11 protein-coding genes and 2 pseudogenes are annotated in these 11,550 nt (G+C 69.5%); 9 read left to right on the top strand and 4 right to left on the bottom strand.

The annotated features are described in order from the left end of the window. Nucleotides 1-590, top strand: a pseudogene (locus ACWD4J_RS29320) (RNA-guided endonuclease TnpB family protein); the annotation flags it as partial. A 17-nt stretch (nucleotides 591-607) separates the two neighbouring features. On the opposite strand, the gene ACWD4J_RS29315 reads toward ACWD4J_RS29320, so the two are convergent. Beyond that, complete coding sequence (locus ACWD4J_RS29315) at nucleotides 608-955, bottom strand: hypothetical protein (RefSeq protein ID WP_451398453.1); 348 nt, start codon at nucleotides 953-955, stop codon at nucleotides 608-610. A gap of 310 nt (nucleotides 956-1,265) precedes the next feature. On the opposite strand from ACWD4J_RS29315, the gene ACWD4J_RS29310 reads away from it, so the two are divergent. Further along, nucleotides 1,266-1,925 carry a YceI family protein gene (locus ACWD4J_RS29310; RefSeq protein ID WP_451398452.1) on the top strand — a complete coding sequence of 220 codons (660 nt, stop codon included), beginning with the start codon at nucleotides 1,266-1,268 and terminating at the stop codon, nucleotides 1,923-1,925. On the opposite strand, the gene ACWD4J_RS29305 is transcribed toward ACWD4J_RS29310, so the two are convergent. Further along, entirely contained in the window at nucleotides 1,883-3,871 is a 1,989-nt protein-coding gene (locus tag ACWD4J_RS29305; RefSeq protein ID WP_451398451.1) for an FAD/NAD(P)-binding protein, read from the bottom strand. The two genes, ACWD4J_RS29310 and ACWD4J_RS29305, sit on opposite strands and share 43 nt — an antisense overlap. Before the next feature lie 47 nt (nucleotides 3,872-3,918). Beyond that, a complete protein-coding gene (locus ACWD4J_RS29300) occupies nucleotides 3,919-4,986 on the bottom strand; it encodes an amino acid ABC transporter permease (protein WP_451398460.1) in 1,068 nt (355 codons plus the stop codon). Nucleotides 4,987-5,757: 771 nt separating this feature from the next. Here ACWD4J_RS29300 and ACWD4J_RS29295 point away from each other — a divergent pair. The 5 genes and pseudogenes from ACWD4J_RS29295 to ACWD4J_RS29275 all read left to right on the top strand — a co-directional run. Next, entirely contained in the window at nucleotides 5,758-6,885 is a 1,128-nt protein-coding gene (locus ACWD4J_RS29295) for an LLM class flavin-dependent oxidoreductase (protein ID WP_451398450.1), read from the top strand. After that, on the top strand, nucleotides 6,882-7,412 hold the full coding sequence (locus ACWD4J_RS29290; protein WP_451398449.1) for a GNAT family N-acetyltransferase: 531 nt from the start codon (nucleotides 6,882-6,884) through the stop codon (nucleotides 7,410-7,412). The genes ACWD4J_RS29295 and ACWD4J_RS29290 overlap by 4 nt, the downstream gene beginning before the upstream one ends. Before the next feature lie 14 nt (nucleotides 7,413-7,426). Beyond that, nucleotides 7,427-8,386, top strand: coding sequence for an ABC transporter substrate-binding protein (locus ACWD4J_RS29285; protein ID WP_451398448.1), 960 nt, complete (start codon nucleotides 7,427-7,429; stop codon nucleotides 8,384-8,386). After that, entirely contained in the window at nucleotides 8,386-9,150 is a 765-nt protein-coding gene (locus ACWD4J_RS29280; RefSeq protein ID WP_451398447.1) for an amino acid ABC transporter ATP-binding protein, read from the top strand. The genes ACWD4J_RS29285 and ACWD4J_RS29280 overlap by 1 nt, the downstream gene beginning before the upstream one ends. Before the next feature lie 360 nt (nucleotides 9,151-9,510). Then, a pseudogene (locus ACWD4J_RS29275) lies at nucleotides 9,511-10,078 on the top strand (oxidoreductase); the annotation flags it as partial. Nucleotides 10,079-10,200: 122 nt separating this feature from the next. On the opposite strand, the gene ACWD4J_RS29270 reads toward ACWD4J_RS29275, so the two are convergent. Continuing rightward, entirely contained in the window at nucleotides 10,201-10,572 is a 372-nt protein-coding gene (locus tag ACWD4J_RS29270) for a barstar family protein (protein WP_451398446.1), read from the bottom strand. A 179-nt stretch (nucleotides 10,573-10,751) separates the two neighbouring features. Here ACWD4J_RS29270 and ACWD4J_RS29265 point away from each other — a divergent pair, with 179 nt between their 5' ends. Together ACWD4J_RS29265 and ACWD4J_RS29260 are read left to right on the top strand one after the other, a co-directional pair. Next, a complete protein-coding gene (locus ACWD4J_RS29265) occupies nucleotides 10,752-11,030 on the top strand; it encodes a hypothetical protein (protein WP_451398445.1) in 279 nt (92 codons plus the stop codon). Then, nucleotides 11,027-11,443 (top strand): hypothetical protein, encoded by a 417-nt coding sequence (locus ACWD4J_RS29260; protein ID WP_451398444.1) that lies wholly within the window; start codon nucleotides 11,027-11,029, stop codon nucleotides 11,441-11,443. Before ACWD4J_RS29265 ends, ACWD4J_RS29260 begins: the two co-directional genes overlap by 4 nt. The last annotated feature ends 107 nt before the right edge of the window (nucleotides 11,444-11,550 follow it).

Raw genomic sequence — 11,550 nt, 5'->3', positions numbered from 1 at the left:
ACCACCACGTCCGACGCGCACGACCTGCCGCACGCCGAGCACGGCAAGAAGGCCCAGACGAAGCTGACCCGGTACGACCGGATGATGGCCCGCCGCAAGCCGAAGAACGGCCAGGCGGCCTCAGTGGGCTACCGGGAGGCGAAGAAACTGCGGGCGAAGGCGCACAAAAAGGTCGCGAGGCAGCGTGAGGACACCGGCCGTAAGTGGGCCAAGAAGGTTGTCCGCGACCACGACGCCATCGCTGTCGAGGACTTCCGTCCCAAGTTCCTCGCCAAGACCACCATGGCCCGCAAGGCCGCTGACGCCGCCATCGGCGCCACCAAGGCCGCACTGATCGAGATGGGCCGCAAGCACGGGCGGGACATCCGCCTCGTCCACCCCGCGCACACCACGATGGACTGCGCGCAATGCGACGCGAGAGCCAAGCACGCACTGCCGCTGGTGAGCGCACCTACACCTGCACCGCGTGCCGAACCGCATCCCCACGGGACAAGAACCCCGCACGCGTAATGCTCGTCCGGGCTGGTCTCAACCCGGCTGGTGCTGATGGCGGAAGACCTCCTGGAGCGCTGCTCCAGGAGGCGGCCTGAGCCAGAAATCCCCTCCCTTAGGGAGGGGAGGATTCAACATGAACATCAGGCGTCGCCCGCCCGAAGCGGTCGGCGAGCACCGAGAGCACGTTCGCGCCGACGAACATGCCCAGGAACGCCGAGGCGATCACCATGGACTTCTGATTGGAGGTCAGCGACCAGGACTCTGCGAGCGCGGCGGCGAGGACTCCGCCGAGGAAGATCTCGTAGAGGTCGAAGAACGCGCCGACGCCGACGACGAGGGTGATCCGGCGATGCCATTTGCCGGCCGGAAGCCGGTCAAGCCGCGCCGCGGCGTTCGCGGCGACGGAGGGCGAGACTGGAGTGGGCGGGGACTGCGGGGAGGACGGGGCACTTTCGGTCATAGGGCGGCTCTCTGAGATGCGGAATCACCGCGTCGGCGGCGCGGGGGGCGGTCGGCGGCCGTGGTGCCGACACGTCGATAGTTGCGGTGTACATGAAAATACAAGTCGTTGATCAACTTCCGGAAGAGGGTTTCGCGGGGTGAGCGGACAACTCCGTTGAGCGAGCCATGTGCTGAGCGAGTCGTGTCGATGCTGTGGATCTTTGCGGGCGGACCCCTGGAATCCGGACGACGGCCCCATCCCGCACCGAGGCTGGGGGCGAGGGCGTGATAGCACGGTGGTGATCACATAAGAAGGAGACGACGTCATCATGGGTTTCTTCAGCCGTCGCCATGACGCCACCATCGAGCCTTCGCCGGCTGTCGGCCCCCGAACCTCACCCGCCGCCCCCCGATCGGCCACCGCCGTCCTGGACCCGGCACTCGCAGCACTGACCGGTCACTGGACCATCGACCGCCCGCACAGCCGAATCGGTTTCTCAGTCCGCCACGCCATGGTCACCACCGTGCGCGGGGCATTCGCCGACTACCGGAGCGACCTCTACTTCGACGGTGAGCAGCCCTCCCGGTCCCGGGCCGAGATCGTGATCCAGGTCGCCAGCGTCGACACCGGTGTGGAGCAGCGTGACGCGCATCTGGTCGGCACCGACTTCTTCAACGCGAGCAAGTACCCGGAGATGGCCTTCAGCAGCACGTCCACGGTGCACGTGGGCGATGACAGCTACCGCATGGCCGGCGACCTGACCATCCGCGGCGTCACCAGGCCCGTCGACCTGGACCTCACCTACCTCGGCTCGGTCGTCGACCCGTTCGGTTTCGAACGCGCAGGTTTCGACGGTACGACCACCATCGACCGCACCGAGTGGGGCCTGGTCTACAACCAGAGGCTGGAGGCGGGCGGCACCATGGTCAGCGAGAAGATCCGGCTTCAGTTCGACATCTCCGCGATCCGGGCCGCGCCGGTGGCGTAGCCGTCGGCGCCCTTCCGCAGCGCCGTCAGCAGCGCCCTGGCCACGGCGTCGTTCTGCCGGAAGGCCGGGGCGTTCGTACGGGGACGGGCGAAGGCGGCGACGCCGCGGACGTTCGTCGGGGCGCCGAGGGCGATCCTACGGGGGTGGGGCCCGCCGAGGGTGGGGTCGATGACGTGACTCGCACCGTCCGTGGTGACCGCCAGCAGACCCGAACGGTGCGTGTGCGTGGGGTCGTCGATGACCTCCTCGCTGAGGGCGCCCGCACGGTGCAGGCCCCGCAGCAGCGGGTCCTCGGTACGGCCCAGGGACGCTCCCGGAAGATACGCCTCGATCAGCGCGGTCGCCGTGACGGTGTGCCCGGGAACGGTGGGGCTCGACGCGATGAAGGTGCCGCTGTCCTCGTCGGTGCCGACGCGCAGGCCGGCGCCGAGGAAGCGGAGCACCCCCGCCCGGGACAGCGCGAGCAACTCGCGGAGCCGGAAGCCCGGCGGCCCCGAGGCGAGGAAGCTGAAGAAGCCCTGCCACCAGCCGTCGAGCTCCTCGGCGATGGAACGGGCCGTCAGCCGTCCCGACGCGACGAGGCGGGGAAGCTGCCCGTAGGCGGAGAGCAGGGCGAGGAACGCGCCGAGATCGGCACTGTGGGCGCGGTCCTCGCGGCGCGCGACGTCCTGGGCGATGTAGTCGCGCAGGTGCTCCTGGAAGGCGTCCGGTGTGAGGAAGGCCAGGCCCTCCAGCGGGCGGTCGAGGGCCTCGAAGTCCAGGCGGTCCACCGGATCGGGCACGGCCTCGGCGACGAGCGAGGTCATCTCCTCGGAGTACCAGCCGAGGCGGTCGTAGGCAGCGAGGAACTCGGGCCAGGGCAGGGCGGTGCGCTCGGGGTGGGCGTGGAACAGTTCGTGGTAGTGGGCGAAGCCGATCTCCTTGGCCATCAGCGGCCACACGTCGCTCCGCAGGTCGAGCGGCCGGTCCTGCGCGAGCAGGGCGTCCACCGCGTCGGGCCCGAAGTGGCGCGGCAGCGGCGGCCGCGGGCCCTGGAGCTGGTAGCGGGTCTTGGAGTGGTACGGGACGCCACGGCGCGACCCGACGTACACGATGGGCTCGCGGCCCGACGGCAGATAGGTGAGGGTGCCGTCGGCCCCCGTGCGGTAGGTGCCGCCTCGTCCCTCGGTCAGCAGCACCAGCAGGTCGACGAAGGCAAGACCGAAGCCACGCAGGATGACATGCTCGCCCGGCCGCAGCGCCGACAGGTCGACGTCGGACGAGAACGCCGGCGGGAGGTGGAAGCGCCCGTGGCGGCGGGCGAACCGGGACAGTTCGCGGTGCCCGGCTTCCGGCACGGCGTCCAGATGGCCCTGGGTGAGGAGGACCAGGTCGGCCGTGAGCGGGGTCGCGCGGCCGGCCAGGTGCAGCTGCTGCAGCCCGTCCGCCGGGCCCGTGACGGCGGTCGCCGTGGTGCGGTGCCACTCGACCGTGACGTGCGGCGGCAGTTCGGTCAGCACTCGGCGGAACACCCAGTCCAGGTAGGCGCTCTGGGCGCGCCGCGTGGCGAAGTCGCTTGCGGCGAGCCCGCGCAGCTCGTCGAGGACGTCCGGGTCGGCGGGCTCCGCGTACGGCGCGAAACGCACGCCGCCACCGGAGAACTGTGATGCCCACTCGGCCAGCGTCGGCCCGGGCCGCACCGGGCCGTCGACGACCGAGGACTCGTCGGTGAACATGGTGACGTCCTCGGCCATGGAGTTCATCCGCAGCAGCGGCGACTGCTCGTGCCGCCACACCCTGCCGGGCCCCGGCGGATGCGGGTCGATCAGATGGATGTGCAGCGGTCGGCCGTCCCACAGTTCGGGCGCGTTGGCGGCGATGCGTTCCAGCACGCCCGTGGCGCGCGGGCCCGCGCCGACGACGGCCAGGACGGCGGTGGGTCCGGTGCTCGCCGGTGCGGTGATCACAGGAGCGTCAGGTGCGTCAGGTGCACCACTTGCATCAGGTGCGTCGGTCACCGGTCACCGCCGGTCGCGGGCCGGGCGTCGGCGGCGGTCGCCGCGCGCAGCCGGGTGCGTACGGCGGCGAGTTGCTCGCGCAGCCGTTGCAGCGGTGTGGGCGGCAGGGAACGGGCGTTGCCGCGTGCGTAGTACCGCTCGACGTAGAACTGGCCCGCGCTCAGCACGGTGGTGACGGCTATGTACCAGAGTGTGGCGACCATGAGCAGCGGGATGACCTGGTACGTCTGGTTGTAGACCAGCTGCACCGAGTACAGCAGGTCGTGCACGGCCAGCACGCTGACGATGCTGGTGCCCTTGAGCGTGCCGATCAGCATGTTTCCGGCGGTCGGCACGATGGACCGCATCGCCTGCGGAATCACGATCCGGCGCAGAGTGCGCGCTCTGCTGAGGCCGAGGGCCTGCGCGGCCTCGGTCTGGCCGGACTCCACGGAGAGGATGCCGCCGCGCACCACCTCGGCGGCGTACGCGGCCTCGTGCAGGGTCAGCCCGATCACGGCGGTGAGGGTGGGGCCGAGCAGATTGACCGTCTTGACGGTGACGAACTCCGGGCCGAAGGGGATACCGAGCCCGAGCGTCGGGTAGAGGGCGCCGATGTTGAACCAGAACAGCAGCTGCACAAGGAGCGGAGTGGAGCGGAAGATCCACACGTAGCCCCAGCTCAGCGTGCGCAGCACGGGATTGCCGGACAGTCGCATCACCGCCAGCGGAGTGCCGAGCAGAAAGCCGAGCACCATCACCGCGCCGGTCAGCCACAGCGTCAGCAGCAGCCCGTCGAACACGGCGCCCGTGGTGAAGTACCGGCCCACCACGCCCCATTGGAACGCGCGGTTGCGGACGACGGAGTTGAGCACCATCGCGAAGACCAGCAGCGCTGCGGCGGCAGCCAGCCAGCGGCCGACGCGTCGGCGCGGCACGATCTGCGGCAGTTCGTCGCGGCCGGGACTGACGGCTGTCAGGTCATGGGTGGCCCGATCTCTGTCGGCTGGGTCTTTGTCGGCCAGGACTTTGCCGGCCGGGACGGATCCGGCCTGAGGAGCGGTGACTTCGGAAGGCGAGACCATCGGGAGGCTCTCCGGGAGAGGGAGGTGCGGGGCGTGGATGACCATGCGGTGGCACACGTACGCGGACATCGCGCGGATTACGGAGCAGACGGACGCCGCATGCATACGGAGCAGGCGGACACTGCGCGGGCGGCACTGCCCGTGCACGGTGTGCGGCCGAGGCCTGGCGTCATCACGTTCGCCGCGTCCCTCAACGCGGCCGGAGAGGCTGCCGCGCGAGGCGGAGCCGGTCCGCCTTCGATCGTATGTGCCACCCGCCCGGATCTGTCAACACGGCCCGGGAAGCGGCCAACGCCCGTCCGCTATCCGGGCGGTAGTTGACGGAACACAGAATGTACTGCTCAATTGACCGCATGAATGCCGATCAGCGTCTGGTTACGCGCGATCACATCGACTTCGGTCGGGTGTGGTCCGCAGCGTGTTGCGCCTGACCCGGCAGCGGGCTGTCTGACCGGCCCTTCCCTCCCTCGGTGAACCCGTCGCGGGCCGAGCTCCACCTTCGCACCACCGCCGTACGCAAGCGCTGAACGGCGTACGAGCGTTTGTGTGAGCCCGGACGCACGCTGCCGCCGCACCGCCTCCGCCCGAGGCCCCATGCCCCCGGCGTCATCACTCCTCTTTCATTCCGCTTTCGTTCCGCCCTGCTGTCACGCCGCACCCTCGCGTTCACTGAAGCACCGTCACGTACGGCGTTCGAGCGCGACGAGGGCTGCTCCGCCCTGCCCGCGTGCGGTCCACCACCCTTGAGGACTTGAGGAAAGGCTATCTCCCATGCCCGTGGAGTTCCTCGGCATCGCCGCCACCAACGACGGGTCCGAGACGACCCCCCGCTCCGGCGCCGCCTTCGACAAGGAGTACACGCTCCGGCTCGCCCGGGCACACGAGGACCACGGCTGGGACCGGGTGCTCTTCGCATACGGTTCCGGGTCGCCGGATCCCGCGCCGGCCGCCGCGTACATCGCGAGCAGGCTGGACCACCTGCAGATCCTGCTCGCACACCGGCCCAACGTCTCGTACCCCACCTTTGCGGCCAAGACCTTCGCCACGCTCGACCAGATCAGCGAGGGGCGGTTGACCGTCCACTTCATCACCGGCGGCAACGACCACGAGCAGGGCCGCGAAGGCGACACCCTCACCAAGGACCAGCGCTACACCCGGACCCGCGAGTACATGCAGATCGTCAAGAAGATCTGGACCACCCATGAGCCCTTCGACCACGAGGGCGAGCACTACCGCTTCCACGACTTCGTCAGCGACGTCTTCCCCGTCCAGCAGCCGAGGCCCGGGGTCTCCTTCGGCGGCTCCTCACCGGCGGCGTACGCGGCCGGGGGCGCCGAGGCCGACGTCTACTGCCTGTGGGGCGAGCCCCTGGAGAAGACCGCCGAGCAGATCGCGCAGGTGAAGGCCGCCGCGGCCGCCGCGGGCCGCACCGACGTCCCGCGCATCCAGGTCGCCTTCCGCCCGATCATCGCCCCGACCGAGGAGCTGGCCTGGGAGAAGGCACACCGCACGGTCGGCGCCATCAGGGAACGGGGCGAGGCGGGACTCAAGCGGCGCCACCGCACCGGTGCCCCGCAGAACACCGGTTCGCAGCGGCTGATCGCCATTGCCGAGGCGGGGGAGCGCTACGACCGCGCCCTGTGGACCCCGACCGCGGCCGCCACCGGCGGGGCGGGCAACTCCAACGCCCTGGTCGGCACCCCGGAGACGGTCGCCCAGGCGCTCCTCGACTACTACGACCTCGGCGTCGACATCCTCTCCGCCCGCGGCTACGACCTGCTCGGCGACGCGATCGACTTCGGTCGCTACGTGATCCCGATCGTCCGCGAGGAGGTCGCGAAGCGCGACGCGGAGCGTGCGGCGCGCGGCCCCGAGACCCTTGCGGCGGTGCGTGCATGACCTCCGTCGCACAGCCACCACCGCCATCAGCTGAGCTGACGGTCATTCAGGTACCCGTGTCCGACCCCTTGGCTAAGCCGCTGCTGCGCGAACTCGGCGACGAGTACTCGACGAGATACGGCAAGGACGCCCACGCCGAACTCGCCCGCTACCCCGACGAGGAGTTCACCGCTGCGCACGGCGGCGTGCTGCTCCTGCTGCTGGAGCGCGGCGAGCCGGTCGCGGGCGGCGCCTTCCGCCGGTACGACGAGACCACCGCCGAGCTGAAGAGGATCTGGACGCACTCCGCCCACCGCAGACGCGGCCTTGCCCGCAGAGTCGTGGCCGAGCTGGAGCGGGAGGCCCGCGCCAGGGGCTACCGGCGGATCTACCTGACCACCGGGCCGCGCCAGCCCGAGGCCCGCGGCCTGTACCTGGCCACCGGCTACACGCCCCTCTTCGACACGGGCGCCGACCCGGAAACCATCGGCCCCCTGCCCTTCGAGAAGCACCTCTCCGTCCCCTCCGCCACCGACGTACGCATCTGAAAGGCCCTGGCCCAGTGAACATCCCCGGAACCAGAACCCGTCTGCGTCTCGCCGCCGCCGTCGCGCTGCTGCCCTTGTTGACACTCACCGCGTGCGGCGCCTCCGGCACGGCCGACGAGACCGCTCCCGCTGGCGCCAAGGCCTCGCCCGCGCCCAGCGACAACCCGGTCGCCTCCGTACAGAAGGTGGACTCCATCGCCGCCCTGCTGCCCGCCGATGTACGCAAGGCGGGCACCCTGCGCGTCGGCAGCTCCATAGGGTTCCCGCCCGGGGCGTACTACCCGAACGGGACCGGCAAGGCGCCCGCCGGCCAGGACATCGATCTCGCGGATGCTGTGGCCAAGGTCCTCGGCGTCAAGCTGGACCGCCAGGACGCCTCCTTCGAGACGATCCTGCCGGCCCTCGGCAGCGGCAAGTACGACTTCGGGACCGGCAACTTCGGTGTCACCACCGAACGCCTGAAGACCATCGACTTCGTCACCTACATCAACGACGGCCAGGGCTTCGCCGTGAAGAAGGGCAACACCGAACTCGGGACGAAGGTCACCGAACTGACCCAGCTGTGCGGGCTGACCATCGGCACGGGCGCCGGCACCACGTTCGAGGCGACGCTCGAAGCACAGAAGGGTGTCTGCGCCAAGGCGGGCAAGAAGCCGTACGACGTGAAGGTCTTCTCGGAGAACGGTGCGACCCTCACCGCGCTCCAGCAGGGCCGGATCGACGTGATCATGTCCACCATCAACGGCCTGCGCTACCAGGCCGCCCAGCCCGCCGCCGGGACCACCTTCCTCGGTGAGTTCCACCGGCTCGACGTCGGCTTCGCCTTCAAGAAGAGCTCCAAGCTCACCCCTGCCTTCCAGGCCGCCGTCAACCAGCTGATCAAGGACGGCACCTACGCCCGGATCCTCACGAAGTGGGGCACCAGCGCCTCCGCCATCCAGGAGTCGCAGATCAACCCGCCCGAGGAGAAGTGATGAGCGACGTCATGGTGGACGTGCACGGCGTCCACAAGAGCTTCGGTGCGCTCGAGGTGCTGCGCGGTGTGGATCTGCAGGTCCGGGCGGGCGAGGTCACCGTGATCCTCGGCCCGTCCGGCTCCGGGAAGTCCACGCTGCTGCGCACCATCAACCACCTGGAGAAGCTGAACCGCGGCTGGATCAGCATCGACGGGGAGCTGATCGGCTACCGCCGCTCCGGCGGCAGACTGCACGAACTGAAGGAGAAGGACGTTCTGAAGCAGCGCACCCACATCGGGTTCGTCTTCCAGAACTTCAACCTCTTCCCGCACCTCACCGTGCTCGAGAACCTCGTCGAGGCGCCGGTGTCAGCGCTGCGGCGTCCGCGCAAGGACGCCGTGGCGGCCGCCGAGCGGCTGCTGGAGCGGGTCGGTCTCGCCGACAAGGCCGGCGCCTACCCGCGCCAGCTGTCCGGCGGGCAGCAGCAGCGCGTGGCCATCGCCCGCGCGCTCGCCCTCGAACCGAAGGTGCTGCTGTTCGACGAGCCCACCTCCGCGCTCGACCCGGAACTGGTCGGCGAAGTCCTCGACGTGATCAAGGACTTGGCCCGCACCGGCACCACCATGATCGTCGTGACGCATGAGATCGGCTTCGCCCGCGAGGTCGCCGACACCGTGGTGTTCATGGACGGGGGAGTGGTCGTGGAGCAGGGGCCGCCCGCGGCCGTCCTGGACGATCCGCGGCACGAACGCACCCGCGCCTTCCTCTCCAAGGTCCTCTGACAGTCCTCTGGCAGTCCTCTGAACCTGAACCGCCTGATCGGCCGTCAGCCCGCGGTACGGAAGGCCCGGGCGTTCCGTACGCCGGGGCGGGGCTGTTCGAACCGGGGGCGCCCACTCGCTGAAGCGCTCAGTCGCATCCAGCCACCGTAACCCGCACCGTTAAAGATCTCCTGCGGCTACCCTGCTGACGTTCAGCCTGCTTCCCGCACCCGCGGGGATGGCTTCACCGCCGTGTAAGCGTCTATTACGCCGTAATAGGCATCTGGTGATAGGCCTCCGGGGTGCTCGGCCTCTCTTCCAGACCTACCTCAGGCCTGCAGGGAGTCAATTGGCGAACGTCACTGAAGTGTCAGCGACTCCGATAGCTTCGTCTACGGCTCCATCAAGGAGGTGGACTCCGACGAGCGGCGGGAGGAGGCGGGACTGCGGGACTCCGTGGCCCGCCGCGTAGCGTGGATACGGCGCAGCCCGGGCTACAGCCCTCAACCGTACGAACAGTTGGCGAGCTGGTACCGAACGATCGGCCACGACGACGACGCCCGCCGAGTACTCCTGGCCAAGCAGCGCCACCGGCGCTGCACCCTGTCTCCGGCGGCGCGGACCTGGGGCCATCTGCTCGACGCGACCGTCGGCTACGGCTACCGCCCCTGGCTGGCCGGCGTCTGGCTCCTGACACTGACCCTGCGGGGCACCCTGACCTTCGGCACGCACACCCCGACCCCCGTGAAGCCGGACGAAGGCACGCCGTTTCCAGCCCCTCGTCTACACGCTCGACCTCTTGATCCCCATCGGCGGTTTGGGCCAGCGCACGGCCTGGTACTGGACGGGCGGCAGCCTCCAATCGCTGGCCTACCTGCTGATCGCCTTGGGATGGGTGCTGACGACCGCCGTCATCGCGGGTGTCACCCGCACCCTGCAAAAGAACTAGCGGGCGCCAGGCGGTGCTGCCCGCGCGGATGGTTCCGATGTGCGGCACCGCCGCTTGGGAGGCCAGGGCCAGGTCATGAGTGCCGCCGCCACGGGCTGCCGTGTTCAGCCAATGCCATGTTCTCAACGGCGGCTGGAGTCGAGCCATTCGTCGCTGTTCCACATGACGGGCATGGCACCGACAGGTTCGAACCGGATGTCGGGGTTGTTGCTGTGGATCAGGGCGAAGAAGCGGTGCTGAACCACCGCAGCGCGGCGGGCCCGGTCAGCGATGATGTCCAGCACGGTCTGGGCTGCTCTGGGGGATGCGGCGGCGAAGTGGTCGTAGTCGGTGAAGGACAGCACGAGTCCGGTGCCTTCGGCTGCATCGTTGTAGGGGCCGAGGCAGGCCACCTCGCCGAGACAGTCGTTGAGAGCGTCCAGGTTGTGGCCGTAGTAGTCGGGGAACTGCAGGGCTGCGGCGATGGTTCGAGGCAACTCCGCGGGGTCGGTCATGCACGACCACGGTCGGGCCATCCCTGGCAGAGGCCCTGGCTATTACGGCGTAATAGCCAGGGCCTCTGCCGACGAGCTCAAGGTTCTCAGGCCCGAGTTGCCCTTGCAGGCACCGCCAGGCCCGGGACATCCTCGGCAACCCTGCCCTGACCGTCTACGACAACCCGCAAGCGTTCCTGATGTGCGTCTACAACCGCGACCGGGCGCTCTGCCACCGCCTGAACGTCTCCAACACCCCGCGGCTGGACCGATGCCAGCCGTCCTGCGCAAACGTCGCGCTCAGCGACCATCAGGCCGACCAACTCCTACGGCAGGCAATGAGCTTGGAGAAACAGGCCGCCTCCGAGGCGCTCCCCGGCCCGCTCGCCGACCGGCTGTCCCAGCGCGCCGGACAGCTGCGTGCCTTGGCCGACCGTCACCATCACGACCGCCTCCACACTCAGGAGCCGACCTCATGAGCCCCGCCCCCGATGAGCGCCAGCGCATCCGCGCCGCCATGGACCGCATCCTCAGCGGCCGGCCAGAGCACTCCAACGGCGCCCTCACAATCGTCGCCCTCGCGGTCGAAGCCGGTGTCCCGCGCAACGCACTCACCCAGCGGCACACCGACTTGAAGAACGAGTTCTACGAGAAGGTCCGCGCCCGCGGCGCCACCCCGGACAGCGAGCAGCGCCTGCGCAAGCAGGTCCGCCGACTCAAGGAGCTACGGGCCGCCGACGCGGAGGAAATCGCCCAGCTCAAGGCCGACGTCGAGGCACTGGTGGGCGCTCTGCACCAAACCACGGTGGAGAACGGTCGCCTGCGCCATCAACTGGCGGATCGTGCATCGGTAGTCCGCACGCTCCCGGCGCAGGCGCCTTTCCCCCAGTAGCGGCCAGGTAGAGGCCAGGTGCAAGCCGATACACCAGGCGCCTTCCGCTCGTCAGCCGTTTCACCAAGGTGAGGGACGGACTGAAACCGAGGTGTTCGCGGCGCCCG

Source organism: Streptomyces sp. NPDC002577, assembly GCF_053594815.1.
The sequence above is the reverse complement of the archived record's forward strand: the minus strand, read 5'-3'. Positions and strand labels throughout refer to the sequence as shown.

Excerpts from the sequence above, each read along its gene's own strand:
- ACWD4J_RS29280 (WP_451398447.1), top strand. The coding sequence starts at position 8,386 with ATGAGCGACGTCATGGTGGACGTGCACGGCGTCCACAAGAGCTTCGGT.
- ACWD4J_RS29260 (WP_451398444.1), top strand. The coding sequence starts at position 11,027 with ATGAGCCCCGCCCCCGATGAGCGCCAGCGCATCCGCGCCGCCATGGAC.
- ACWD4J_RS29290 (WP_451398449.1), top strand. The coding sequence starts at position 6,882 with ATGACCTCCGTCGCACAGCCACCACCGCCATCAGCTGAGCTGACGGTC.
- ACWD4J_RS29270 (WP_451398446.1), bottom strand. The coding sequence starts at position 10,572 with ATGACCGACCCCGCGGAGTTGCCTCGAACCATCGCCGCAGCCCTGCAG.
- ACWD4J_RS29310 (WP_451398452.1), top strand. The coding sequence starts at position 1,266 with ATGGGTTTCTTCAGCCGTCGCCATGACGCCACCATCGAGCCTTCGCCG.
- ACWD4J_RS29300 (WP_451398460.1), bottom strand. The coding sequence starts at position 4,986 with ATGGTCTCGCCTTCCGAAGTCACCGCTCCTCAGGCCGGATCCGTCCCG.
- ACWD4J_RS29295 (WP_451398450.1), top strand. The coding sequence starts at position 5,758 with ATGCCCGTGGAGTTCCTCGGCATCGCCGCCACCAACGACGGGTCCGAG.
- ACWD4J_RS29265 (WP_451398445.1), top strand. The coding sequence starts at position 10,752 with ATGTGCGTCTACAACCGCGACCGGGCGCTCTGCCACCGCCTGAACGTC.
- ACWD4J_RS29315 (WP_451398453.1), bottom strand. The coding sequence starts at position 955 with ATGACCGAAAGTGCCCCGTCCTCCCCGCAGTCCCCGCCCACTCCAGTC.